The organism is Lentzea aerocolonigenes (assembly GCF_000955955.1).
Classification (GTDB): domain Bacteria; phylum Actinomycetota; class Actinomycetes; order Mycobacteriales; family Pseudonocardiaceae; genus Lentzea; species Lentzea aerocolonigenes_A.
Map to the genome: position 1 here is coordinate 1 of NZ_JYJG01000271.1, position 23,318 is coordinate 23,318.

26 protein-coding genes are annotated in these 23,318 nt (G+C 69.7%); 17 read left to right on the forward strand and 9 right to left on the reverse strand.

The features are described 5' to 3' along the window. Positions 1-63: 63 nt before the first annotated feature. Complete coding sequence (locus UK23_RS50685; protein WP_082115114.1) at positions 64-279, reverse strand: acyl-CoA carboxylase subunit epsilon; 216 nt, start codon at positions 277-279, stop codon at positions 64-66. After that, positions 276-1,913 (reverse strand): acyl-CoA carboxylase subunit beta, encoded by a 1,638-nt coding sequence (locus UK23_RS31200; protein WP_045315277.1) that lies wholly within the window; start codon positions 1,911-1,913, stop codon positions 276-278. The genes UK23_RS50685 and UK23_RS31200 overlap by 4 nt, the downstream gene beginning before the upstream one ends. A 117-nt stretch (positions 1,914-2,030) precedes the next feature. On the opposite strand from UK23_RS31200, the gene UK23_RS31205 reads away from it, so the two are divergent. Genes UK23_RS31205 through UK23_RS31215 form a run of 3 tightly spaced genes read left to right on the forward strand, consistent with a single transcriptional unit; the run spans position 2,031 to position 4,303 of the window. Continuing rightward, the gene (locus UK23_RS31205; protein ID WP_045315278.1) at positions 2,031-2,849 is read left to right on the forward strand and encodes a biotin--[acetyl-CoA-carboxylase] ligase; all 819 of its coding nucleotides are present in this window, start codon (positions 2,031-2,033) and stop codon (positions 2,847-2,849) included. Between the two features lie 13 nt (positions 2,850-2,862). Beyond that, on the forward strand, positions 2,863-3,387 hold the full coding sequence (locus tag UK23_RS31210; protein ID WP_045315279.1) for a PH domain-containing protein: 525 nt from the start codon (positions 2,863-2,865) through the stop codon (positions 3,385-3,387). After that, positions 3,374-4,303 (forward strand): hydroxymethylglutaryl-CoA lyase, encoded by a 930-nt coding sequence (locus UK23_RS31215; RefSeq protein WP_045315280.1) that lies wholly within the window; start codon positions 3,374-3,376, stop codon positions 4,301-4,303. Before UK23_RS31210 ends, UK23_RS31215 begins: the two co-directional genes overlap by 14 nt. Here UK23_RS31215 and UK23_RS31220 read toward each other — a convergent pair whose 3' ends face one another. Then, the gene (locus UK23_RS31220) at positions 4,304-4,741 is read right to left on the reverse strand and encodes a MaoC family dehydratase (protein ID WP_045315281.1); all 438 of its coding nucleotides are present in this window, start codon (positions 4,739-4,741) and stop codon (positions 4,304-4,306) included. It lies immediately after the preceding gene. Between the two features lie 96 nt (positions 4,742-4,837). On the opposite strand from UK23_RS31220, the gene UK23_RS31225 reads away from it, so the two are divergent. The 4 genes from UK23_RS31225 to UK23_RS31240 are packed head-to-tail and all read left to right on the forward strand — an operon-like array spanning position 4,838 to position 8,394. Continuing rightward, complete coding sequence (locus UK23_RS31225; protein WP_045315282.1) at positions 4,838-5,323, forward strand: YbaB/EbfC family nucleoid-associated protein; 486 nt, start codon at positions 4,838-4,840, stop codon at positions 5,321-5,323. Continuing rightward, positions 5,320-5,634 (forward strand): WXG100 family type VII secretion target, encoded by a 315-nt coding sequence (locus tag UK23_RS31230; protein WP_045315283.1) that lies wholly within the window; start codon positions 5,320-5,322, stop codon positions 5,632-5,634. Before UK23_RS31225 ends, UK23_RS31230 begins: the two co-directional genes overlap by 4 nt. 1 nt (position 5,635) lies before the next feature. After that, on the forward strand, positions 5,636-8,137 hold the full coding sequence (locus tag UK23_RS49100) for a glycohydrolase toxin TNT-related protein (RefSeq protein WP_052685223.1): 2,502 nt from the start codon (positions 5,636-5,638) through the stop codon (positions 8,135-8,137). Further along, positions 8,134-8,394 (forward strand): hypothetical protein, encoded by a 261-nt coding sequence (locus tag UK23_RS31240; protein WP_045315284.1) that lies wholly within the window; start codon positions 8,134-8,136, stop codon positions 8,392-8,394. Before UK23_RS49100 ends, UK23_RS31240 begins: the two co-directional genes overlap by 4 nt. Here UK23_RS31240 and hisN read toward each other — a convergent pair. Then, positions 8,375-9,154, reverse strand: a complete 780-nt coding sequence (gene hisN / locus UK23_RS31245) for a histidinol-phosphatase (protein WP_045315285.1) — start codon at positions 9,152-9,154, stop codon at positions 8,375-8,377. The genes UK23_RS31240 and hisN overlap by 20 nt on opposite strands. 32 nt (positions 9,155-9,186) lie before the next feature. Here hisN and UK23_RS31250 point away from each other — a divergent pair, with 32 nt between their 5' ends. Together UK23_RS31250 and UK23_RS31255 are read left to right on the forward strand one after the other, a co-directional pair. Continuing rightward, on the forward strand, positions 9,187-9,861 hold the full coding sequence (locus UK23_RS31250; RefSeq protein ID WP_045315286.1) for a response regulator transcription factor: 675 nt from the start codon (positions 9,187-9,189) through the stop codon (positions 9,859-9,861). After that, positions 9,861-11,135 (forward strand): ATP-binding protein, encoded by a 1,275-nt coding sequence (locus UK23_RS31255; protein WP_045315287.1) that lies wholly within the window; start codon positions 9,861-9,863, stop codon positions 11,133-11,135. Before UK23_RS31250 ends, UK23_RS31255 begins: the two co-directional genes overlap by 1 nt. A 1-nt stretch (position 11,136) precedes the next feature. Here UK23_RS31255 and UK23_RS31260 read toward each other — a convergent pair whose 3' ends face one another. From UK23_RS31260 to UK23_RS31270, 3 genes are all read right to left on the reverse strand, one after another. After that, a complete protein-coding gene (locus tag UK23_RS31260; protein ID WP_045315288.1) occupies positions 11,137-11,667 on the reverse strand; it encodes a GtrA family protein in 531 nt (176 codons plus the stop codon). Further along, positions 11,597-12,196, reverse strand: coding sequence for a GtrA family protein (locus UK23_RS31265; RefSeq protein WP_419503909.1), 600 nt, complete (start codon positions 12,194-12,196; stop codon positions 11,597-11,599). The genes UK23_RS31260 and UK23_RS31265 overlap by 71 nt, the downstream gene beginning before the upstream one ends. Positions 12,197-12,308: 112 nt before the next feature. After that, on the reverse strand, positions 12,309-14,498 hold the full coding sequence (locus UK23_RS31270; RefSeq protein WP_045315289.1) for a sigma-70 family RNA polymerase sigma factor: 2,190 nt from the start codon (positions 14,496-14,498) through the stop codon (positions 12,309-12,311). A 139-nt stretch (positions 14,499-14,637) separates the two neighbouring features. Here UK23_RS31270 and UK23_RS31275 point away from each other — a divergent pair, with 139 nt between their 5' ends. The 4 genes from UK23_RS31275 to UK23_RS31290 all read left to right on the forward strand — a co-directional run bounded on the left by UK23_RS31275 (position 14,638) and on the right by UK23_RS31290 (position 17,648). Continuing rightward, complete coding sequence (locus UK23_RS31275; protein ID WP_231114760.1) at positions 14,638-15,405, forward strand: GGDEF domain-containing protein; 768 nt, start codon at positions 14,638-14,640, stop codon at positions 15,403-15,405. Between the two features lie 121 nt (positions 15,406-15,526). Beyond that, on the forward strand, positions 15,527-15,907 hold the full coding sequence (locus UK23_RS31280) for a GntR family transcriptional regulator (protein ID WP_045315290.1): 381 nt from the start codon (positions 15,527-15,529) through the stop codon (positions 15,905-15,907). Next, a complete protein-coding gene (locus UK23_RS31285; RefSeq protein WP_045315291.1) occupies positions 15,904-16,698 on the forward strand; it encodes an ATP-binding cassette domain-containing protein in 795 nt (264 codons plus the stop codon). Before UK23_RS31280 ends, UK23_RS31285 begins: the two co-directional genes overlap by 4 nt. After that, positions 16,695-17,648: an ABC transporter permease gene (locus tag UK23_RS31290; RefSeq protein WP_045315292.1), complete on the forward strand. Its 954-nt coding sequence runs from the start codon at positions 16,695-16,697 to the stop codon at positions 17,646-17,648. The genes UK23_RS31285 and UK23_RS31290 overlap by 4 nt, the downstream gene beginning before the upstream one ends. On the opposite strand, the gene UK23_RS31295 is transcribed toward UK23_RS31290, so the two are convergent. Next, positions 17,606-18,364: an NAD-dependent epimerase/dehydratase family protein gene (locus UK23_RS31295; protein WP_045315293.1), complete on the reverse strand. Its 759-nt coding sequence runs from the start codon at positions 18,362-18,364 to the stop codon at positions 17,606-17,608. The two genes, UK23_RS31290 and UK23_RS31295, sit on opposite strands and share 43 nt — an antisense overlap. Positions 18,365-18,431: 67 nt before the next feature. Between UK23_RS31295 and UK23_RS31300 the strand changes: the two genes are divergently transcribed. From UK23_RS31300 to UK23_RS31315, 4 genes are all read left to right on the forward strand, one after another. Continuing rightward, complete coding sequence (locus UK23_RS31300; protein WP_045315294.1) at positions 18,432-19,259, forward strand: helix-turn-helix transcriptional regulator; 828 nt, start codon at positions 18,432-18,434, stop codon at positions 19,257-19,259. Next, complete coding sequence (locus tag UK23_RS31305; RefSeq protein ID WP_045315295.1) at positions 19,223-20,410, forward strand: 5-(carboxyamino)imidazole ribonucleotide synthase; 1,188 nt, start codon at positions 19,223-19,225, stop codon at positions 20,408-20,410. Before UK23_RS31300 ends, UK23_RS31305 begins: the two co-directional genes overlap by 37 nt. After that, positions 20,407-20,895: a 5-(carboxyamino)imidazole ribonucleotide mutase gene (gene purE, locus UK23_RS31310; RefSeq protein WP_269112320.1), complete on the forward strand. Its 489-nt coding sequence runs from the start codon at positions 20,407-20,409 to the stop codon at positions 20,893-20,895. The genes UK23_RS31305 and purE overlap by 4 nt, the downstream gene beginning before the upstream one ends. Before the next feature lie 79 nt (positions 20,896-20,974). After that, positions 20,975-22,138, forward strand: coding sequence for an acyl-CoA dehydrogenase (locus UK23_RS31315; protein ID WP_045315296.1), 1,164 nt, complete (start codon positions 20,975-20,977; stop codon positions 22,136-22,138). Positions 22,139-22,656: 518 nt separating this feature from the next. On the opposite strand, the gene UK23_RS31320 is transcribed toward UK23_RS31315, so the two are convergent. After that, entirely contained in the window at positions 22,657-23,277 is a 621-nt protein-coding gene (locus UK23_RS31320; RefSeq protein WP_045315312.1) for a hypothetical protein, read from the reverse strand. Positions 23,278-23,318 lie beyond the last annotated feature (41 nt).

Consider the following 23,318-nt stretch of genomic DNA (forward strand, 5'->3'; position numbering starts at 1 on the left):
GCAAGATCAGGATGGAAAAGGCTCACCACCAACTGCGAGTTGGTGGTACTTGCAGACGCCAAATCAGCCGGGGAAACCCGAGGCGCGCCAGGCGCCTGGTCCGTGTTGGAGAGGGCGCCGAACGCGACGAGCCGGGTTCGCCCACTCCGAGCGTTGTGCAGGCTTGTCCTCGACGGGCGCGGCCGCAGCCAACCCCGCGACAACAGCGGTCAGCGCCGCCAGTTCGTAGTCGTCCGGCGCGCCCTTGACGACGCGCAACAAAGGCTGGTCGGCGGTCACAGCGGGATGTTCCCGTGCTTCTTGGGCGGCAGCGTCTCCCGCTTGTCCCGCAGCATCGACAACGCCCGCGCCACGTACCCGCGCGTGTACGACGGCGGAATCACCGAGTCGACGTACCCGCGCTCAGCCGCGACGTACGGGTTGCACAGCGTGTCCTCGTACTCCTGCTGCAACTGCGCGCGCAACGCGTCGACGTCCTCACCGGCAGCGGCTGCCGAAGCCAGCGTCTTGCGGTGCACGATGTTCGCCGCGCCCGCCGCGCCCATGACGGCGATCTGCGCGGTCGGCCACGCGAGGTTGATGTCGGCGCCGAGGTGCTTGGAGCCCATGACGTCGTACGCGCCGCCGTACGCCTTGCGCGTGATGACGGTGACCAGAGGCACCGTGGCCTCGGCGTAGGCGTAGATCAGCTTGGCGCCGCGCCGGATGATGCCGTTCCACTCCTGGTCGGTGCCGGGCAGGAAGCCGGGCACGTCCACGAACGTCAGCACCGGGATGTTGAACGCGTCGCAGGTGCGCACGAACCGCGCGGCCTTCTCGGAGGCGTCGATGTCGAGGCAGCCCGCGAACTGGGTGGGCTGGTTCGCGACGACGCCGACCGAGTGGCCGTCGACGCGGCCGAAGCCGACCAGGATGTTCGGCGCGAAGAGCGGCTGCACTTCCAGGAAGTCGCCGTCGTCCACAACACGAGAAATGACCTCGTGCATGTCGTACGGCTGGTTCGCCGAGTCCGGGATGAGCGTGTCCAACGAGCGGTCGTCGTCGGTGATCGAGTCGGAGATCGATCCGGAAGCCAGCGTGCCTTCAAAAGCGGGCGAGTCCGAGAGGTTGTTGGACGGCAGGTACGACAGGAGTTCCTTGACGTACGCGATCGCGTCTTCCTCGTCGCTGCCGAGGTAGTGCGCGTTGCCGGACTTGGTGTTGTGCGTGCGCCCGCCGCCGAGCTCCTCGAACGTCACGTCCTCGCCGGTGACCGTCTTGATGACGTCCGGGCCGGTGATGAACATGTGCGAGGTCTGGTCGACCATCACCACGAAGTCGGTCAGCGCCGGGGAGTAGACGTGCCCACCGGCGTTGGAGCCCATGATCAGCGAGATCTGCGGGATCACGCCGGACGCGCGGACGTTGCGGGTGAAGATCTCGCCGTACAGGCCCAGCGAGACGACGCCCTCCTGGATGCGCGCGCCGCCGCCCTCGTTGATGCCGACGATCGGGCGGCCGGTCTTGATCGCCAGGTCCATGATCTTGACGATCTTCTCGCCGTAGACCTCGCCGAGCGACCCGCCGAAGACCGTGACGTCCTGGGAGAACACGCACACCGGGCGGCCGTCGACGGTGCCGTAGCCCGTCACCACGCCGTCGCCGTACGGGCGGTTCTTCTCCTGGCCGAAGTTGGTCGAGCGGTGCCGCGCCAGCTCGTCCAGCTCGACGAACGAACCGGGGTCGAGCAGGAGGTCGATGCGCTCGCGGGCTGTCTTCTTGCCCTTCGCGTGCTGCTTCTCGACCGCGCGTGCCGAGCCGGCGTGAACCGCCTCGTCGTTGCGCCGGTAGAGGTCAACGAGCTTGCCCGCGGTGGTGTGGACGTCGGGCGCGTTCGCGGGGACGTTCCCGATCGGCTCGGTCGCACTGCTCATGGGCTCGCAGCCTAACGAGAGCATTGCTGAACTGCCCCGTGCAGTTGTCCAGGTCACGGCAACCTGTTGGCAATCTCAAGTCGCACGTACTCTCTTCCGTTCCAATAGCCTGGCCCGATGGACACCGCACTCGACGCCGAGGCGCTGCGCGCACGGCTGGTAGCACCCAACGGCCCGTATGCCGCGCTCGACGTCGTGGCGAGCACTGCGTCCACGAACGCGGACCTGGCTCAAGCCGCTGCAGCAGGCGCGAAGGACCGCACGGTTCTCATCGCGGAGGAACAGACCGCCGGGCAGGGCCGTCGTGGCCGCACCTGGTCGTCGCCTCAGGGCGGGCTCTACCTCAGCGTGCTGTTCCGGCCGAGCGAGGTGCCGCCGCAGCAGCTGCCGTGGCTGAACCTGATCGCGGGCCTGGCTCTGGTGAGGGTCGCTCAATCGGTTGGTGTCGAGGCCTCGCTGAAGTGGCCCAACGACCTGCTGCTCGGCCCGAAGGCGGAGAAGGGCGCCGGGATCCTGTCCGAGATCACCGCCGGTGTCGCGCAGGCCGTCGTCGTCGGCATCGGCCTGAACGTGGCGAAGCTGCCGGACGATGTGCAGCCCGCGCCGGGCGGACTCCTGCCGACCTCGCTGGAGGACGCGGGCGCCGACGAGCTCGACCGCGAGGAGCTGGCGTTCCGGCTGCTGGTCGAACTGGCTCAGCTGGAAGGCGTGTGGCGCAACAACGGTGGCGACGCGGTCGAGTCGGGTCTGCTGGAGGAGTACCAGGAGCACTCGGCGACCCTCGGCGAGCGCGTGCGCGTAGAACTTTCAGGTGGCGTTCAGCTGCTCGGGGTCGCGCAGCGCATCGAAGCCGACGGGACGCTGGTCGTGCGCGGGACCGACGGGGTGGATCACGGCGTGTCCGCTGGTGACGTGGTGCATTTGCGCCCCGCGTGATTAGGGTTGGCCCATGGCCTACCCCGACGACCTGCTGAGCCCGAGCGAGCACGTCGTGATCCACCGGCATCCCCACTGGAAGATGCTGCTCTTCCCGGTGTTCTGGCTGCTGGTGGTGGTTGCGATCGGCACCTACCTGGCCGGGCTCGTCGTCGACCAGTCGTGGGCCACCATCGCGTGGATCGCGCTGGCCGTGATCGGCGTGGTGCTGGTCATGTGGCTGACGATCGCGCCGCTGGTGCGCTGGCGGACCACCCACTTCATCGTCACGTCGGACCGGGTGATGGCGCGCGAGGGCGTCTTCAAGCGCACCGGCCTCGACATCCCGTTGTCCCGCATCAACAGCGTCCGGTTCGAGCACAGCCTGCTCGACCGGGTGCTGGGCTGCGGCACGCTGATCATCGAGTCGGCGTCGGACGAGCCGCTCGAGTTCGACGACATCCCGTCCGTGGAGAAGGTGCACTCGTTGCTGTACCGAGAGGTCAACGACAACCCCGACGACGACTTCCACCCGAGGACGCTCGATGGGCGCGCGTGAGGCCGGCCTGCCCGACGTGGTGCCTTCCGGCTCGTTGCCCTCGCGGGTGACGATCTGGGAGGTCGGTGCGCGGGACGGGCTGCAGAACGAGTCCACTGTGGTGCCGGTGTCGGTGAAGCTCGAGTTCCTCTCGCGGCTTGCGGCAGCCGGACTGTCCGTTTTGGAGGCAACGTCCTTCGTGCACCCCAAGTGGGTGCCGCAGCTGGCCGACGCCTCCGAGCTCCTGTCCGGTTTGGACGCTCGGCCCGGGGTGATCTACCCCGTGCTGGTGCCGAACGAGCGTGGGCTCGACCGGGCGTTGGAGGCCGGGGTCGAGCACATCGCGATCTTCGCCTCGGCGACGGAGACGTTCGCGTCCAAGAACTTGAACCGGACGCTGGACTCCCAGTTCGAGATGTTCGAGCCGACGGTGAAGCGCGCTCTCGCGGCCGGCATGGACGTCCGGGGCTATGTCTCGATGTGCTTCGGCGACCCGTGGGAAGGTGCCGTGCCGCGTTCGCAGGTCGTGGCCGTCGGCGAGCGGTTGCTGGAGATGGGTTGCTCGCAGCTGTCGTTGGGCGACACGATCGGTGTGGCGACGCCCGGTCAGGTCGAGTCGCTGCTGGAGGGCTTCCGGGACGTGACCCGGCTGGCCGTCCACTTCCACGACACCTATGGGCAGGCGCTGTCGAACACGTTGGCCGCTTTGCGTTGCGGCGTCACGACTGTGGACTCGTCGGCCGGTGGGCTCGGTGGGTGTCCGTACGCGGAGTCGGCGACCGGCAACCTCGCGACCGAGGACCTGGTGTGGATGCTCGACGGCCTGGGCATCGAGACCGGCGTCGACCTCGACAAGCTCGTCGAGACTTCGGTGTGGATGGCCGAGCAGCTCGGCCGGCCGAGTCCGTCGCGGGTGGTGCGGGCGCTCGCGAAGTAGTCACCCGCGCGCTGTGAACATCCCGGTGGCGACGAACTTGTAGACCAGCTCGTCGCCTCGGTGAGCCGTGCCCGCGAACTCCACGAGCCCGAGTGTCGGCCTGCTCTTCGACAGCCGCGCGCTCAGCACCTCGGCGGCGAACGTCAGCGTGTCGCCCGCGTAGACCGGTGCCAGCCAGGACAGCTCACGCCCACCCGGCGATCCCTGCGACGTCGAGTCGGACAAAACCACGTCCACCCACCGGCGCATCCACAGCGAGGCCGTGTACCACCCAGAGGCGGACAAACCGCCGAAAATCGAGTTTCGTCCCGCTTCCTCGTCCAAGTGGAACGGCTGCGGGTCGAACTTCTTCGCGAAGTCCACCATGTCGTCCCGGTCGACGATTACCTCGCCGAGCGGGATGATTCGGCCTGCGGGCAGATCCTCGAACGCGATCACACGTTGATCGTACGTAACTGAATCCGCTGGGAACCGATCTAAGGGCGACGGCGTCCAAGAGCCCGAGCCCAGGGCTATGCGTGTGAGGGGGACTCGGTGGACGACCACCGTGCGCAGGTCGAGGAGCTGCTCGCCGACTACCGGCGCAGCCGTGAGCAGCTGGCGTCGGTCCAGCGCGAGCTCAAGGCCGTGTCCGGGAGGGCGTCCAGTCCTGATGGGACGGTCACCGCGGTCGTGGGGGCCGGGGGGAAGCTCGCCGCGCTGGAGCTGTCCGAGCTGGCGTACCGGCGGCACCGGCCCGAGCAGTTGGCGGAGCTGATCGTGCGGACTGTCGCCGCGGCCGCCGCGGCCGCCGCCGAGGACACCTATCAGACGTTGAGCGCGGTGTTGCCCGCCTCGACGGATCCCGCCGCGCTCGTCGCGGGCACGGCCGACCTGCGGCCCGCCGAGTACGAGGCGGACGACACGGAGACCATCGATCTGGGGCGGCAGCCTGTTCGCCGGCGCGTGGACGACGACGAGGACAACGAACAGCGGGAGAGCTGGCTCGACTCCGAGCTCATCAACAGGAGGGTTCGATGACCGGGTACGAGGCCGACCTCGAGCGGCTGGACACCGGCGCGCGGGAGTTGCGCGGGGCCGCCGGCCAGGCCAAGGAGATCGCGGGAACGCTGGACAAGGCGCTGGCCGCGTTCGGCACCTGCTGGGGGGACGACGCGGTCGGGCGCAGCTTCGCGGCCACGCACGAGAAGCCTTCCGGTGACACGGCAGGGGCGTTGTCGGGGCTCTCGACGACGCTGGGGGACGTGGGCGACAAGCTCGCCGCGACGGCTGAGACGTACCGGCACGTCGAGCAGAGCAACGCGTCCGCGATGAGAAGGCTGGACGGCTGACATGGGCATCGAGCTTCCCGTCGAACTCACCGACGTCGCCGCCAAGGCAGGCGTCGCGTGGCCCAAGGCGGACGAGGACGCCATGCGCTCCAGCGCCACCGCGTGGCGCGAGGCGGGCGACAAGATCAAGACGCTGGGCACCACGTCCGACGCCTCCGCGAACCGGGCGCTGGACGGCGTCAAGGGCGGGGCCGGCGACGCGGCACGCGGCCGGTGGGCCGCGGTCGTGGCTCCGGACGGTGACCTGCAGCGCGCGGCCAAGGGCTGCCACGCCGCCGCCGACCGGCTCGACCACGCCGCCCAGCAGGTGGGTGCCGCGAAGGTCCAGATCGTGCAAGAGCTGGTCACGCTGGCCAAGAACAACGACGCCGCCCAGGCTTCGGCCTCCTCTGGCAACCCCAACGCGCTGCTCGGCCTCGACACGCTGACCCGAGGCACCGCGGCGAACGTCGCGAACCTCCACAACACCCTCGCCTCGGCCGTCAACCTGGGCAGCGGCGTGGACATGGGCCAGGCCTCGCCGCCGGTCAACACCTCACCGGGCGCCCACGGCCCCGGCGGTGGCGGTGGCCTGCTCTCGCCGGTGACCGACGTCGTCGGCGGAGTGGCGGCTCCGGTCGCGGGTGCCGTCGCGCCGATCGTCGAGCCGGTTGCCCAGGTCGTCGCTCCGGTGACCGACACGGTCGCCCCGGTCGTGCACGCCGCGACCGCGCCTGTTGCTCCCGTGGTGCACGCCGCGACCGGTCCTGTCGCGCCGGTGGTGGGCGCGGTGACCGACGCTGCTGCTCCCGTGGTCGACGCGGTGCCGGGTGGACGCGAAGCCACCGGCCCGGTGTTCGACGCGGTCGACGGCCACGGCAAGGGCGAGGGCCACGACGGTCCTGGTCGCGTCGACGGTCCCGGTGACGGTCCTGGCCGCGGCGATGGCCCAGGTCGAGGCGGACCTCAGATCCTGCCGGGTCTGGTCGCCGACGTCGCCCAGCCGGTCGGCCAGGTGACTCAGCCGGTCGTGGCGGCGGTCCAGGACGCGATCCCGAGCGTCCAGGGCTCCCTCGGCCCGGTCGCCGAAGGCACGACCCAGGCTTCGGCCGCTGTGCTGGACCAGCCACTGGTCCGCGGCGGCGAAATCCCTGGTCAGCAAGCTTCCGCACCCACTGCTGCCGCCCCGGCGGCTCCCGCTGCTCAGGCTGGACCGACTCTCGGTGGCGGCGCCCCGGTGGGTGGCGCGGTCGGTGCCGTCGGTGGCGCTGTGGGCGGTGCTCTGGGTGGTGTCCCGTCGGCTCCGGCGGCGAGTGCCCAGGTCGGTGCGGTCGTCGGCCAGCAACCCGCTGGTCAGGCACCCGGACAGGCTGCTCAGCAGGGCCAGCAGGCGGGCAAGGCGGCGGACGCCAAGGCAGCCGCGGAAGCCAAGGTCGGCGAGGCCAAGCAGGGTGCTCAGGCCGTGGCGGGCAAGTCCGGTGCGCCGGGCCAGGCGTCGAGTGGTCAGGCGGGTCAGTTCGTCCAGGGCACGCAGGCTTCGGTCAGCAACCAGCCCGGAAGCCAGGCCCCCGGTCAGCCGGGCCAGGCGCAGAGCGGCAACCAGGCTCCCGGCCAGGGCCAGCCGGGCAACAAGGACGCACTCGCCAAGGACCCGAAGGACGCCCTCAAGGACGGGTTGCTCAAGGACCCCGCGCTCGGCGACCTCAGCGCCGACGGCCCAGGCACCCAGAAGGTCGGCGACACGATCGCCGCGCCCGTTGCCCCTGGGGCCGGCGTCGACCTCAACGGTCATCAGAGCGGTTCCCTCACCGACCGCCTCGACAACCGCGAGCAGAACCAGGCGCTGTCCGGCGTCCCCGGCGTCGCGTTCGACGTCGCCCGCCACACCTACACCGCCGCCGCGACCGGCAGCTGGTTCATGGCGATCTTCCTGTCGGCGGGCAAGGCCCCGCGCCTCGCCCCGAAGCCCGCGAGGCAGCTCCCGCCGCCTCCGCAGCAGGAAGAACGTCAGATCCCCAGGTTCGCCCCGCAGGACCACCCGCAGGCAGACCTGGTCATCGCGTCCGACTCCCAGCCCCAGGACCCCTCCGAGGGCCTCGGCAAGGACCACCCGATCGTGCAGGAACTCCTGACCGGCTACGACCCGTTGGCGGGCATGCACGAGCGCGACTGGTCGAACCTGTTCGAGCACGAGGACGGCTCGACGATCTGGCCGGTCGAACGCGAAGGCGGCTACGAGGACAGCCAGCCCGAGATCCTCAAGGCGGGCGCCGAGCTCGACCGGTTCGGCACCGAGGAAGGCCGCGTCCTGGCCAAGGCCGGCACCCCGTTCGCCCACCGCTCGCTGCCCCCGCAGGCAGCGGACGAGGGCTACCGCAGGTACCGCGTCGAGCGGGACCTGCCCGTCCACCGCACCATCAGCGCACCCTGGTTCGGCCAGCCCGGCGGTGGCAGCAGGTACCGCACCACCTACCCCGTCGCCGACCTGGTCGCGCTCGGCTACCTCACGGAGATCACCGCATGAACGTCGAGAGCCTGCCCGAGTGGCTGACGAAGATCGGCGTGCCGGACGACGTCGTCAGCATCGGCGAGGAGGCGGACCAGCGCTGGTGCCTGCTCGCCGACGAGGACGGCAAGGGCGTCGAGGTGTTCTGGCAGGAGCAGGGCAACCGCTACGACTGGGCCCGGTTCGACGACGAGAGCGTGGCGTGCCACTACCTCTTCGGCCGGCTGGCCTGGGCCCAGGTCGCGCGCGGAAGTCTTACCGTCCAACCAGCTTGAGCGCGGAGTCGTGCAGGTGGCCGTTCGACGTCAGCACGTCGCCGCCGTCGTAACGCTCCTCACCCCGCAGTGAGGTGAAGCGGCCACCCGCCTCCGTCACCAGCACCTGGAACGGGGCGATGTCCCACGGGTTCGCCACGCACTCCGCGGCGAGGTCGAGCGCACCCTCGGCGACCAGGCAGTGCTGGTAGAAGTCGCCGAACGCACGGCTCTCCCAGGTGGCGTCCACGAGCCGCAGGAACGCATCGCGCGTGTGGTACTCGACCCACGACTTGAGGTCGGTGGTCGACACGTACGCGTCCTCGAGAGAGCGCACACCGGACACGGAGATCGCGCGCTCACCCGCGTGATCCGACATGAACGCGCCACCACCGGCGGCGGCCCACCAGCGGCGGCCGAGAGCGGGCGCCGACACGACACCGACGACCGGCACCCCGTCGACGACCAGCGCGATCAGCGTCGCCCAGACCGGCACGCCGCGCAGGAAGTTCTTGGTGCCGTCGATCGGGTCGAGCACCCAGACGCGTGAGGCGTCCAGCGTTCCGCCGCGTTCCTCGCCCATGACGACGTCGTCAGGACGTTCCGAGGCGAGCACCGCGCGCACCGCGTCCTCGACCGCGACGTCGGCGTCGGTCACCGGCGTGCGGTCCGGCTTGCGCTCCACCGCGAGGTCGTGAGCGCGGAATCGGGCTGAGGTGATCGCGTCGGCGGCGTCGGCGAGGCGGAGGGCCAGTTGGAGATCAGCATCGTGGCGTGACACGCGGCGATCGTTCCACGAATACGCTGGGCGCCGTGAGCGTGGTGTTGCTGGCCGAGGACGACCCGGCCATCGCGGAACCGCTCTCCCGCGCGTTGACGCGGGAGGGCTATTCGGTGCAGGTCGTCGCAGATGGGCCGAGTGCCTTCGAAGCCGCCATGGTCGGGGGCATGGACCTCCTGGTGCTCGACCTCGGTCTGCCCGGCATGGACGGGCTGGAGGTGTGCCGCAGACTCAGGCAGAACGGCAGAGGCATCCCGGTGCTGATGCTCACCGCCCGTGCCGACGAGGTCGACTTCGTGGTCGGGCTGGACGCGGGCGCGGACGACTACGTGGCCAAGCCCTTCCGGCTGGCCGAGCTGATGGCCCGCATCCGGGCCCTGCTGCGCCGCCGCGCGCCCGGCACGCTGGAGGTCAACGGCGTGCGCGTCGACCTGGCCGCCCGCCGTGTCACGGTCGACGGCGGCGAGATCCAGCTCGCGAACAAGGAGTTCGAGCTGCTCAAGGTGCTCATCCAGCGCGCGGGCCAGGTCGTGAGCCGCGACGAGATCCTGTCCGAGGTCTGGAACGACCCCGACCTCAAGGGCAGCAAGACGCTGGACATGCACATGTCGTGGCTGCGCAGGAAGCTCAGCGACGGCACCCCGAACTCGGCCGAGAAGCGCATCGCGACGGTCCGCGGGCGCGGTTTCCGCTTCAACGCCGACTGATGCGCCGCCGAATCCTGCGAGCGATCCTGCTCGCCGTCGCCGTCACGGGGATCGTCCTCGGGCTCCCGCTGGGCTACTCGGCGTTGACGCTCGTCGAGGACAACGCCCGCGGCGACCTCACCGAGAACACCCAGCGCATCGCGACCAAGTTCGACGACCAGCTCGCCAACCGCGAGGGCATCAACCTCGAGGCCGTCCGGTTCGCCATCCCGACGGACGGCCGCCTCACCGTGGTGTCCGGTGGCGCCACCACCGTCACCGGCCCCTCGCCGGGCGACGACCCGCTCAGCGCGGAACTGCCGATCGCCCAGCAGGGCACGGTCCGGCTGGAGATCCCGTCCGCCCCGATGCACACCACCCAGGCCCAGGTCGCGGGCCTGGTGCTGCTCCTGCTCGCCCTCTCCGTCGGCACCGGCACGGTCGTCGCACTCGTGACAGCACAAACGCTTGCGCGCCCGCTCGGCCACGTGGCCGCTCGCGCGTCCCGTCTCGGCGCGGGCGACTTCCGCGCCGACGAGCAGCGCTACAACATCTCCGAGCTGGACGCCGTCTCCGAGGCCCTCGACACGTCCGCCACCGCCCTGGCCCGTCTGGTCCAGCGCGAACGCGAGCTGGTCGGCGACGTCTCCCACCAGCTGCGCAGCCGCCTGACGGCTTTGCAGCTCAGACTGGAGGCGTTAGCCGAGCACCCGGAACCCGAAACGGCTCTGGAAGCCCGCGCGGCCCTCGAACAGGCCGAACGCCTCGCCGCCGTCCTGGACGAGCTGTTGGCCGCCGCCCGCAAGGCACGGGCGGTGGGCGCCGAACCGCTGGAACTCCGCCCGGCCCTGAACCTCATCGCCGAGGAGTGGCGCGAGCAGGTGAAGAGCCACGGCCGCACGTTGCGCGTCCGCGTCCCGGACGGCCTGCTCGCCCGCGCCACCCCGGCCCGCCTGCGCGAAGCCATCGGCGTGCTGCTCGACAACGCCCTGCGCCACGGTGAAGGTCCCGTCGTCGTCTCCGCGCGCAGCGAAGAGGGCACGGTCGTGGTCGAGGTCAGCGATGGCGGCGCGGGCGTGCCGGATGAGCTGGCCGCGCACATCTTCGAGCGAGGCGTCTCCGGCGGCGGCTCGACGGGCGTGGGCCTGGCGCTGGCCCGAGCGCTGGTCGACGCGGACGGCGGCCGGTTGGAGCTGTCGACGGCTCGCCCGGCGACGTTCGCGGTGTTCCTGCCGGTGCCCAAGGCGCAGGACGTGGTCGGCATCCCGTGGAAGGCGCCGAGCACCCCGCGTTAGCTCAGGAGTGGCCCAGGGCCTCTTCCTCGTCGATCGGCCGCCTGCGGGCGTTCTCCTCGGGGAACACCCACTTCTTGTAGCCGTACCAGCGGAACGCCATCGCGACGAGCGTGCCGATGATCTGCGCGGCCAGGAAGTCCGAGAGCTCCTCGGTGAACCGCGACACGTACGGCTCCTGCAGGTGGAACAGGTACCGCGAGACGTACAGCGGTGCCGAGTTCAACACGATGCCGATGCCGTTGACCAGGAAGAACAGCGCTGCCTCGTGGTGCCGCTCGCGACCGCCGCGGGTGCGGAACGACCACTCCCGGTTGAGGACGTACGACACGATCGTGGCAACCAGGGTTGCGATGATCTTCGCCGTCACCGGGTTGTTCGGCAGGATGACGGTCTTGATCCCGAAGAACAGGACCGTGTCGATCACGAAGCAGGTGCCCCCGACCAGGGCGAACTTGACTAGTTCACGATGCTTCAGCGCGATCGACCGGATCGGCTCCGGCAACCTGGAGACCACTGTTTCGGCTAGGGACACGGGGCGAGTCTACGGAGATCGGGTGAACGCGCCGGTCAGGACGAGCGCCGGCGTCCGGGAAGACCCAGCGCCGCATCGCCCAGAACTTGAAGCCCGTGGCGAGCAGCATGCCGATGATCGAGCCGGAGACGAAGTCCGCGATCTCCTCGGTGAACGCGCTGACGAACGGGGCCTGCAGGCCGAACAGGTGCCGCGACAGGTACAGCGGGAGGATGTTGATCCCCACGCCCAGGCCGCTGACCAGGAAGAACAGGGCTGCCTCGTGATGGCGCTCGCGGCCGCCACGGGTGTGGAACGACCATTCGCGCGACAGCACGTACGAGGCGATGATCGCCACCAGCACGCCGATGACCTTCGCCGTGACGACCTTGTCCGTCAGCACGGTGAGCTTCAGCGCGTACCAGACACCGTTGTCGATGACGAAGGTTGTGCCACCCACCAGGGCGAACCGGATGAGCTCGCGGTGCTTGTGGAGCAGGAACTGGAGTGGTTCTGGCATCCGGCTCATGGCACGGCGAACGACTGGCAGCACCGCGCCAGCTTACGGATCAAGGTAACGGCGCTTGCCTCCGGGTGTTACCAAAGTTCACTCGGAGGCAACTGACCTGCACGTTCAGTAGCTGACAAAGATCAACATTTGATCAACTTCGGGCCGGCGGGCACGGCTTCCCGAGCAGATCCGGGAGCAACCACGGCAGCAGGCCCGGCCTCGGCTCGCACGGTTCCTCAGACCTCGGCGGCGCGGTCGGCACCGAGGTCGACGGCGGCACGGACGGCGTCGGCACCTGGGTCGACGGCGGCAGCACCGGCGGCAGGTCCGGGGTCGGCAACGGCAGCGGCAACGTCGGCGTGCCGGGCTTCGTGGGCTCGGACGGCTTCACCGGAGGCGTGGTCGTGGTCGGCGGCACCGTCGTCGTCGGATCAGGCGTCTCGGACGGCGTCGGCTTGGGCAGGTCGTCGACCGGCGGGTGGTGCGGCCACCCCTTCACCGGCACGGTCACGGACTTCGTCGCATTGCCCAGCGTGGCCGTGACGGTGATTTCCCCGCCGCGGTGCCCGAACGCCCAGAACGACATCCAGAACTTGCCGCCCTTGTCCAGTTCGGCAACGCAGTGGATCGACTTCGAGCCGTTCTGCGAGCACTGGCGGTAGGGCGTGAAAATCACGACATTCTCGGACGCCGACACGTCCAGGTTCAACGTGCCCGCGCGCGGGCCCTTGTTGCGCACCGAAACATCCGCGCGCGGGTGCCAGTACAACTGCTCCTGCCACGTCCTGACGGCGAGGTCGAGGTCGTCGTTGATCGGCGGCACGTCCACCGCGACGCTGACGTTGACCGAGATCGCGGTACCCGCGGAGATCGTGCCGGTGATCGTTCCGGGCATCGCTTCCGGAGTCGCGCGCAGCCGGAAGAGGAACGTCGCCTGCCCACCGGGCGCGATGCCCTGCGGAGTCACGCACGTGATCATGCCGCCGCCGGCCGGGCAGTTCACCGTCTGGTCGGCAGATCCCTCCTGCAGCAGCCGCGCCGCGAACGACGAAGGCCCACCGGTCGACTGCACGCCCGGCGGCAGGTTCAGCACCATGCTCGCGGGTGGTGCCGCGGTGCCGCCCGTGTTCCGGACGGTGATCGGGAAGTCCTTGGGCTCCTCGCCCGGCGTCAGCGTGAACCCGCTCGGCGTCGTCGGCGTGAGCGACGCGGGCGGAGGCGTCGGCGTCGGCTCCGGTGGGGGAGTCGGGGTGGGAGCAGGCGAACTGGGCGTCGGCGACGGCGTCTGAACAGGCGGCTCGGTCGTGGGCGCCGGCGGCACCGGCGGCTTCGGCACCGGCGGCTGGACCTGCGTCACGGCGGGTGGCGGCGGTTCGGCGGCCTGCACCTGCGGCGACTGCTGGTCGCTCGTACCCGCGGTCAGCGCGATCACGACGGCAGCGGCCACGGCAGCGGCGGACCCGCCGACGGTGATCAGCTGGCGGGGGATCGAGGCACCGACGGCACCCGCGCCACCAGCGGCGGCACCGGCACCGACGACAGCCGTGGTCGTACCGGCCGCCACCAGGTAGGTCGTGGCACCGACACCCAGCACCAGCGGCGCGACGAAGATCCGCAGCGCGCCGTTGACGTCCGCCAGTTCTGCGGCCAGCGCGCGGCACCGGCCGCACTCGTCGAGGTGCGCCTCCACCTGCGTCGCCTCGCGCTTGGACAGCCCGGCGCGAGTCCACGCGCCGAGCTTGTCGACGGTCGCCTTGCAGCGTTCCGCGTCGGTCTCGGCCAGGTGCATTTGCAGGTACTGCTGCTTGAGGCCCTCACGGGCGCGGTAGGCGAGCGCGGACACGCCGTTGGCCGTCAGCCCGAGCAACGGCGCGACGTCCGCGGGCGACTGGCCCTCGATCTCGGTGTGCCAGAGCACCATCTGCCAGCGTTCCGGCAGCGCGGCGAACGCGCGGGCGGCCAGGCTTCGTTCCAGTCCGGCCACCGCGGTGTCGCTGAACTGGACCGCCGGTGCGACGTCGGTCATGTCCTCGGTGAGGTCGACCTTCTTGTCGCGCCGGGTCTTGTCGTACGCGGTGTGGCGCAGGGCCGTGAGCAGGTAGGCGCGGAAGGCCGAGTCGGGGCCACGACCGGCACGCAGCGTGTCCAGCACCTTCGCGAACGCCTCGGACACCAGGTCGTCGGCCTCGGCCTGCGAGCGGGCCAACTGGCGGGCGAGGTTGTAGGCCGCCGAGACGTGCCGTTCGTACAACTGGCCGTAGGCGTCGATGGTCCCTCCGCGCACGGACTCGATGAGTTCCGCGTCGCTGGGCCCCTGGACGTCTGCAGGAACGGTCGCCAAGTCTCTGTCCCCTCCTCGCGGCGCTCAGTGTGACGCACGACGCGGCACAGAGTCATCTCAATCCCCCACGCGGGTTGCGTCACGAATCGGAAGTGGCCGCGTCTCCCACCTGGAATCGGGAGAGCTGAAGGGAGACCGGGTGGGTGTCGCACAAGCGGAACGCCTGCTGAAGTCGAGGTGGCGGACCGCCACCATGGCTGCCGGCTGGGCGTTCCCCGCAGACTGGCCGCTCGCCGAGGTCGACGACGTGTGCGCGGCGATGCTCGAGCACACCGACCCCGCCGACGCGCTGATCCGGCTGGGCCGGGCGCGTGCCGAGGCGGGAGCGGGGCTGAGCGAGACGCTGCTGGACCTGGCCGCGCTGCACGCCGTGCTGACCGACGCGTCGCACATCGTGTCGCCGAACGTCGACGCGCTCCCTTCACGGATGCTGCGCATGACAGCGCTGGGATGGGCGGACGTGGTGACGAAGCAGGCCGGCGACTGCGCGGCCGAGGACCCTCTGACCGGGCTGGCGACGGCCGCGTACCTGCGGACCCGCCTGGGCGAGGTGTACCGGGAGACCCCGGTGGCGCCCCTGGACTACGCGCTCGTGTTGCTACGTCTGGACGTGCACCGCGCCTCGGGTTGGTCGCGCGTCGTCGCGATGACCCTCGTCTCGGACGCTCTCCGCACGGTTTTCGATGGCGGCGAGACGTTGGCGACCCTCGGCCCGTGCGTGGCCGCGGTCCTCGTACGCCGTGACGAACTGCTCGCGCGCCGCATCTCCAACCTGCGCGTTCTCGCCGCGGACCGGCTCGCGGACGACCCCAACGTGCGGCCGGTCGGGCCCGCCAAGGTGTGGACCGAGCGGTTGCCGGACACGCACGCCGAGGCGTGCGCGCTCCTCACCTCGCTTGGGCGCTGACTTCCCCCTGTCCCGCGCCCGAGTGCTTCCCGTCCCCACCGGGTTGGTTCTGAGTTCTCTTCACAACGCCCTGAGAAGTGTTCTATTGTCTTAGTTCAGTAGAACAATCTGGGGAGCGTGTGTGGTCGAGTTCCACGTCGACCGTGGCAGCGGTCTTCCCGCGTACCTGCAGCTGGGGCGGCAGGTCAGGGAGGCCATGAGGCTCGGTTGGTTGCAACCGGGTGATCGCCTGCCCACGGTCAGAGACGTCGTCGCCACCAGCGGCGTGAACGCGAACACCGTGCTCAAGGCCTACCGCGAACTGGAGCTCGCCGGCCTCGTCGAGGCGCGGCAGGGCTCCGGCACCTTCGTCAAGGCGTCCCTGGGGTCCGCTGCCCCCGAGGACCTCGATCCGCTGCGGGCAACTCTTGCCCGTTGGGTCGCGGAGGCACGCTCCGCCGGGTTGGAGGACGAGGACATCTACGCGCTGCTGCGCGAGGTGCTGAGTGGGGGAGCGCAATGAGCGTGGTCGCGGCCGAAGTGTCGAAGTGGGCGGTGCGGGACGTCTCCTTCGAGCTGCCGCCGGGCAGCGTCACGGCACTTGTGGGGGCCAACGGCTCCGGCAAGTCGACGTTGCTGAACGTGCTGGCCGGGCACCTGCCACCGGAGAACGGGCACGCGTCGATCGCGGGCCGCGTGGCGTACGTGCCGCAGCACAAGCCGATGTACAAGAACTTTAAGGTGGCCGACGTCCTGCAGTTCGGCCGCCGCATGAACGACGTCTGGGACAACGAGCGCGCCGACGGCTGGCTCACCCGGTTCAAGGTGCCGCGCAGGTTGCAGATCGGCGACCTGTCCGGCGGCCAGCGCACGCACGTGACGCTGGCGCTGGCCCTGGGATCCAAGCCGGACGTGCTGATGCTCGACGAGCCGCTGTCCGAACTGGACCCGCTCGCCCGCCGCAAGGTCATGCGGGAGCTGCTGACCGAGGTCACCGACAACGGCATGACGCTGATCTTCTCCACGCACGTCGTCGCGGAGATCGGCGGCGTGGCCGACAGGTTGCTGCTGCTCGGAGACGGCCGCCTGCTGGTGGACGGCGACACCGACCAGCTGCTCGAACAGCACGTTCTCTACACGGGTCCACGTGAGGAGACCTCGCCTGTGGAAGGGCCCGTGGTGCTCGCGAAGCACAGCAAGTCGCAGTCGCAGTACCTCGTGCGCTCCGGCGGCACGCAGATCGACGAGCCCTGGACCGCCCGGTACGTGACGCTGGAGGAGCTGGTCGTGGCCCACCTGGAGCGTGCCGCATGAGCGCACTTCTCTGGCTGACCTGGCGTCAGCACCGCTGGTCGATCGCCGGCGCCGCGGTCCTCGCCCTGTTCTGCGCCTACGGCCTCATCAGGACCGAGACGTGGGCCACGGCGGACAACTCGATGCCGATGAGCGGCTTCTACGGCCTGATGGTGCAGCTGATCTTCGGTGGCGTGATCGGCGTGTTCTGGGGTGCTCCGCTGATCTCCCGCGAGCTGGAGGAACGCACGTACTTCGTGGCGTGGGGCCAGGACGTCACACCCGTGGACTGGTTGCGCGGCAAAGCGATCGTGCTCGGCGTGCTGGCAGCGCTGCTCGGTGTGGTCGTCGGGCTCGGTGACGGACACGTGGGTTCGCAGCCGGCGTGGTCGTCCTTCGAATCGCACCCGGTCGTGCAGATGGGCTACGCGCTGTTCGGGCTCGCTCTGGGTGTGTTCATCGGTCTGCTCACCAGGCACGTGGTGACGGCGATCGCGGCGACGCTGGTCTTCTACACGTTCTCCCGCATGCTGCTGTCGGTGTTCCTGCGCGACCACTACCTGCCGACGGCCCGAGTGGTCTCCCGCTGGGAGAACACCCCGGACATCCCCAGGGGTGCGATGGAGCTCGGCGGCGGCTTCGTCGGCAGGGACCTGAGCCCGGTGTCGGTGACGGACGCGTGCGAAAAGCACGTCAACCTGAACACCTGCATGCGCAACTCGGGCAGTGCGGTCGGCACCTACGTCGACTACCAGCCGGTCGAGCGGATCACGGCGTTCCGGTTCATCGAGTTCGGCGTGTTCGCGCTGCTCGCCGGTGGGCTGTTCTACCTGACGTTCCGGCTGCTGCGACGCGGCGGCGGGTGGAAGCCGTCCCGTTCCCACCGCCGCATCTCCTCTGCCGCCGAGTCCTCAGGCGCCGAGCCGGTTCAGAGCACGCCGGCCGTCGCCGCCGCCCAGGCCGAGGGGTAGCGCGGCCGGAAGCCGAGTTCCCGTTGCGCGCGGTTCGTCGACGCGATGCCGTGCCACGGGTCGAACTCCTGCTGAACGGTCTCACTGGGGGTGAGGCCGTTCAGCAGGTGCAGTTCAACGGCCGTGGCAGGGCTGTCGTCCGCCACGTTGAAGATCCCGCTCGCCCCGGTGTCGAGGACCTGCCCGATCGCCTGGGCGACGTCGGCGTGGTGCACCAGGTGCAGCCGCTGGTGGCCGGGCCAGTGCGAGGCCCAGCGCATCGCTTCTTCCAGGTGCGGGTCGCCGTCGCCGTAGACGAAGGCCAGCCGCAGGACCGTGGCCTCCCTGGTGTCCAGCACCGCCCGCTCACCGAGCGCCTTGGTGCGGGCGTACTCGCCGAACTCCTGGCCAGGGCTCGCCGGATCGTCCTCGGTCGCGGGCCTGCCCAGGCCACCGGGGTAGACCAGGGTCGTGCTGATGTGGATGAACAGCGGCACCTTCGCGCTGGCCTCGGCGAGTGCTCGCGTGCCGTGCACGTTCACTGCCTCGTGGTCGGTGCTCGTGCGGAGGGCGGCGGCAACGTGCACCACTGCATCCACGTCGTTCACCAGCTCCTCGACCGCCTTGGTGTCCGCGAGCCGGTGTTTGAACGCGCGCACGTCGTGACCCTGCTCCTGCAGCCTGGGAAGAAGCCTGCTGCCGACCCGTCCGGTCGACCCCGTCATCGCGATCTTCATGTGTCCCAGCGTGTTCTCGCACTGCCGACGCAGCCAGGGACGATCGATACCTGGTTACGGTGGTGGCATGCGTGAACTGGCCGGCTTCCTGCGCAGCCGCCGCGAGCGGATGGCGCCGATCGGGGACGGGCGGCGCCGCACTCCTGGCCGTCGCCGGGAGGAGATCGCGGCCGCTGCGGGCGTGTCGATCGACTACTACACACGCCTCGAACAAGCCCGTGGACCGCATCCGTCCGTGTCCGTGCTGCACGGCATCGCACGCGCGTTGGAGCTCAATGCCGATGAGCGCGCGCACTTGTTCCGTCTGGCAGGTGAAGCGGTGCCGGAGGAGCCCGCGTCGCGCGAGGTGCGGCCCGGTGTCCAGCTGCTGCTCGACCGGTTGCGCGACGACATCGCGTTGGTGATGACCGACCTCGGTGACGTCCTCGCGTGGACTCCGCGAGCCGCTCTGGTGCACCCCGGCCTGCGTCCGGGCCTGAACCTGCTCCGGGCGTTCTTCCTGACCGAGTCCGGCCGGATACCGGAGGAGGAGCGCGAGGACGCCGCCCGCGCCCATGTCGCTGATCTCCGGGCCACGCTCGCCCGTCGCCCGGCTGCGCAGCCGCTGGTCGACGAGCTGATGGCGAGCCCGCTGTTCGCGCGGCTGTGGGCGGAGCACGACGTGGCGGTGCGCCGGTCGGACCGCAAGCGGATCCGGCACCCCGTCGCGGGCCTGCTGGAGTTCGACTGCGAGGTGCTCGGCGCGCCTGAGCACGACCAGCGGCTGGTGATCCACACCGCACCTGAGGGCAGCGTCACCGCGCGACGGCTGGCTCTGCTGGTGAGCGCGGAAGAAGCCGCAGGTAGGATGCCTGAACCGTGGACTCCCGTACCCGTCTCCCCGTCGTCGGCATGATCGGCGGCGGGCAGCTCGCCCGCATGACGCACCAGGCCGCGATCCCGCTCGGCCAGTCGCTTCGCGTGCTCGCCGTCTCCGAGAACGACCCCGCCGCGTTGGTCGCGCGGGACGTGGTGCTCGGCACGCACACCGACCTGGACGCGTTGCGCGCGTTCGCGAAGGGCTGCGAGGTCGTCACGTTCGACCACGAGCACGTGCCGTCCGAGCACCTGCGCGCGTTGGTCGCCGAGGGCGTGAAAGTGCATCCGGGGCCGGACGCGCTGCAGTACGCGCAGGACAAGCTGAAGATGCGGGTGCGGCTCGCCGAGCTCGGGCTGCCGGTGCCGCCGTTCGCCGAGGTGCACGAGGTCCGCGACGTCATGAAGTTCGGCGCGGCGCATGGCTGGCCGTGCGTGCTGAAGGCGATCCGCGGCGGCTACGACGGCCGCGGCGTGTGGATGCTGAACCAGCCGCACAGCGCCGAGCTGGTCGTCCCCGAGCTGCTCGAGGCCGGGACGCCGTTGATGGTCGAGCAGTGCGTGCCGATGCGCCGCGAGCTGGCGGCCGTGGTCGCGCGCTCACCGTTCGGGCAGGGCGCGGCGTGGCCGGTCGTCGAGACGGTGCAGTCGGACGGCATCTGCGTGGAGGTGCTGGCGCCGGCTCCTTCTTTGGACGGTGCCGCCGCCCAGGAGCTGGCTCTGAAGGTCGCCGATGCGTTGGGCGTCGTGGGCGTGCTGGCCGTGGAGCTGTTCGAGACGGCCGACGGGGTCGTGGTGAACGAGCTCGCGATGCGCCCGCACAACTCCGGCCACTGGTCGATCGAGGGCGCGCGCACCTCGCAGTTCGAACAGCACCTTCGCGCGGTCCTCGACTACCCGCTGGGCCGCACCGATCTGATGGCTCCTGCCGTGGTGATGGCGAACGTGCTGGGCGCGTCCGATGTTCCGGCGATGGGCCCGGACGAGCGCTTGCACCACCTCTTCGCGCGCTTCCCCGACGCGCACGTGCACCTCTACGGCAAGGAGGAACGACCGGGCCGCAAGATCGGGCACGTGACGTTCCTCGGCGACGACATGGCTTCGGTGCGTTCGCGCGCCCGCTTGGCGGCGGACTGGTTGTCCACCGGCGTTTGGTCTGACGGATACGACATTCACGGGAGCTCGGAGTGACTCAGGTTGGCGTGATCATGGGCAGCGACTCGGACTGGCCGGTGATGAAGGCGGCCACCGAGGCGCTCGCCGAGTTCGACGTCTCGTTCGAGGTGAGCGTCGTCTCCGCGCACCGCACCCCGCAGCGCATGCTGGATTATGCAGTTTCCGCTGCTTCGCGGGGCTTGCGGGTGATCATCGCTGGGGCCGGCGGCGCTGCCCACCTGCCCGGCATGGTCGCCTCGGCCACCGTGCTCCCGGTCATCGGCGTGCCCGTGCCGCTGAAGTACCTCGACGGCATGGACTCCCTGCTCTCGATCGTGCAGATGCCCGCGGGCGTTCCCGTTGCCACTGTGTCTGTTGGTGGTGCTCGCAACGCGGGTCTGCTGGCCGTGCGGATGCTTGCTTCTGGGGATGCCGCGCTGCAGGAGCGCATGGCTCGTTTCCAGGCGGAACTCGAGCAGCTCGTACTAGACAAGGACGCGGCGCTGCAGAAGTCCCTCTGAGTGCTCAACAGCACACCAGCGTCTCGTGTGAACGGGCGCTAACATCGTGCTGAGTACTCGCTACCGGGAGGTAACAAAGGTGAACCCGAGCTTCGGCACCTACCAGCTCGCCGAGGAGCACGAGGCGCTGCGAGAGGCCGTCCGCTCGCTCGCCGAGAAGGAGATCAAGCCGTTCGCGGCCGAGGTCGACGAGAACGAGCGCTTCCCGGTAGAGGCCCACAACGCCCTGGTCAAGTCAGGCTTCGCGGCCGTCCACGTCCCCGAGTCGTACGACGGCCAGGGCGCGGACTCCGTGGCCACCTGCATCGTGATCGAGGAGATCGCTCGCGTCTGCGCGTCGTCGTCCTTGATCCCCGCGGTCAACAAGCTCGGCACGATGCCGATCCTGCTGTCGGCCTCCGAGGAGCTCAAGCAGCTCGTCATGCCGTCCATCGCCTCGGGCGAGGCCATGGCGTCCTACGCTCTCTCGGAGCGCGAGGCGGGTTCCGACACCGCCTCGATGCGCACGCGTGCCGTTCTCGACGGCTCGGACTGGGTGCTCAACGGCACCAAGTGCTGGATCACCAACGCCGGCGAGTCCACCTGGTACACGGTCATGGCCGTGACGGACCCCAAGGCGCCCAAGAAGTCCCAGGGCATCTCCGCGTTCGTCGTGCACAAGGACGACCCGGGCTTCTCGGTCGGCCCCAAGGAGCGCAAGCTCGGCATCAAGGGCTCGCCGACCCGCGAGATCTACTTCGAGAACTGCACGATCCCTGCTAACCGCATCATCGGTGAGCCGGGCACGGGCCTGAAGACGGCTCTCCGAACCCTGGACCACACCCGCCCGACGATCGGCGCGCAGGCCGTCGGCATCGCGCAGGGCGCTCTCGAGGCAGCCGTCGCGTACGTCAAGGACCGCAAGCAGTTCGGCAAGTCCATTTCGGACTTCCAGGGCGTGCAGTTCATGCTCGCCGACATGGCGATGAAGATCGAGGCCGCGCGCCACATGGTCTACGTCGCCGCTGCGAAGGCCGAGCGTGGGGAGCCGAACATCGGTTTCATCACCGCCGCTGCCAAGTGCTTCGCCTCCGATGTGGCCATGGAGGTCACCACCGACGCGGTGCAGCTGTTCGGTGGTGCGGGGTACACGCGGGACTTCCCGGTGGAGCGGATGATGCGCGACGCCAAGATCACGCAGATCTACGAGGGCACGAACCAGGTGCAGCGCGTCGTGATGTCGCGCGCGGTGCTCAACGGCTGAAACAGCAAGATCATCACTTCGGGTCGCGGCCTGGAGGCGCCTGGTTCTCATGATCGGGCCGCCCCCAGGCCGTAATCTTGTGAGCCGCCGAACACGGCGTTGGTAGCCAGCCGTGCCCGCTCGTGGCTGGACGGCACCAGGTGCGTGTACGTCCAGGTTGATGCCCGAGGTGTGGTTGATCAAATCCCAGGCCGTCCACAGGCCGTCGAACGTCAGAAAGCGTCGAGAATCACCGAGGGCACGAACCAGGTCCAGCGCGTCGTGATGTCGCTCGCCGTCCTCGACGGCTGAACTCGTGCTGAGGAGCCGGTCACTGCCGGCTCCTCAGCTTGCGCTGTGCGACGGCGAGATCGTCCCAGCCGTCGCTGAAGACGGTGTGGAAGAACTCCTCCGACGCACCGTAGAGACGTACATCGGGCGTATCTCGACGTACGCGGCCTTCCAGTTCGGCGACGTCACTGCAGGCTCCCGGTCTCGGCGGCGGTGCACACACTTGATCGGGAGCCGCGCGAGGAGCATTACAAGCCAAGTCGCGTGGCATTCTCCTCGACCGGTACGAGGGTGCATCCGCGCAGCTCGCGGACCAGAGCAGAAGCGAGAACCCGGCGCACCGCAGGATCGTCGTAGGCGAAGTTCCCTGCGGTGACCGCTGACGGTGCCAGCACGCTTCGCCGGTACAGCGCCCCGCGGACACCCGCGATCGGGCACTCCCTGACGCGAACCACCACTGCGCCGCGCCTCAACGCAGGGCACAGCAGCATCGCGACCGGCACGCACGACAGGCACACCGGCGGCTCCACCGATGCCATGCCTTCCGGCCACTGTGGCCAGTCGTCGCTGTGATCCCGTTGCAGCCAAAGGACACCGTCGTCGTTCTGGTCAGCGGGTCCGCCACAAACCTGACACAGCAACAGTTCCATCGCGCGTCGCTGTCGCAGCGGATGTACCCGAGCGAACTCGGGCCGCCCGACGCCACGCCGCAGAGCGGTCTGCTGCCACAGCACACCGTGCCGATCGCGGTCGCTCAGCAGTTCGTTTGCGTATCCGATGCGGTGATCCGGCCGCTCCACAAGCACGCACGGCAGATCTTGTTCGGCACTCCACGCGGTGATGTACGGCGCGACGGGCACGCTCGGCATGTTGACCACCTGTTCTGTACAGAACTCAGCCACGACAGTGA

Bases quoted from the DNA above. Each gene is read 5' to 3' on its own strand.
- UK23_RS31200 (WP_045315277.1), bottom strand. From the start codon at position 1,913: ATGAGCAGTGCGACCGAGCCGATCGGGAACGTCCCCGCGAACGCGCCC.
- UK23_RS31205 (WP_045315278.1), top strand. From the start codon at position 2,031: ATGGACACCGCACTCGACGCCGAGGCGCTGCGCGCACGGCTGGTAGCA.
- UK23_RS31210 (WP_045315279.1), top strand. From the start codon at position 2,863: ATGGCCTACCCCGACGACCTGCTGAGCCCGAGCGAGCACGTCGTGATC.
- UK23_RS31215 (WP_045315280.1), top strand. From the start codon at position 3,374: ATGGGCGCGCGTGAGGCCGGCCTGCCCGACGTGGTGCCTTCCGGCTCG.
- UK23_RS31230 (WP_045315283.1), top strand. From the start codon at position 5,320: ATGACCGGGTACGAGGCCGACCTCGAGCGGCTGGACACCGGCGCGCGG.
- UK23_RS49100 (WP_052685223.1), top strand. From the start codon at position 5,636: ATGGGCATCGAGCTTCCCGTCGAACTCACCGACGTCGCCGCCAAGGCA.
- UK23_RS31240 (WP_045315284.1), top strand. From the start codon at position 8,134: ATGAACGTCGAGAGCCTGCCCGAGTGGCTGACGAAGATCGGCGTGCCG.
- UK23_RS31255 (WP_045315287.1), top strand. From the start codon at position 9,861: ATGCGCCGCCGAATCCTGCGAGCGATCCTGCTCGCCGTCGCCGTCACG.
- UK23_RS31285 (WP_045315291.1), top strand. From the start codon at position 15,904: ATGAGCGTGGTCGCGGCCGAAGTGTCGAAGTGGGCGGTGCGGGACGTC.
- UK23_RS31290 (WP_045315292.1), top strand. From the start codon at position 16,695: ATGAGCGCACTTCTCTGGCTGACCTGGCGTCAGCACCGCTGGTCGATC.
- UK23_RS31295 (WP_045315293.1), bottom strand. From the start codon at position 18,364: ATGAAGATCGCGATGACGGGGTCGACCGGACGGGTCGGCAGCAGGCTT.
- UK23_RS31300 (WP_045315294.1), top strand. From the start codon at position 18,432: ATGCGTGAACTGGCCGGCTTCCTGCGCAGCCGCCGCGAGCGGATGGCG.
- UK23_RS31320 (WP_045315312.1), bottom strand. From the start codon at position 23,277: ATGCCGAGCGTGCCCGTCGCGCCGTACATCACCGCGTGGAGTGCCGAA.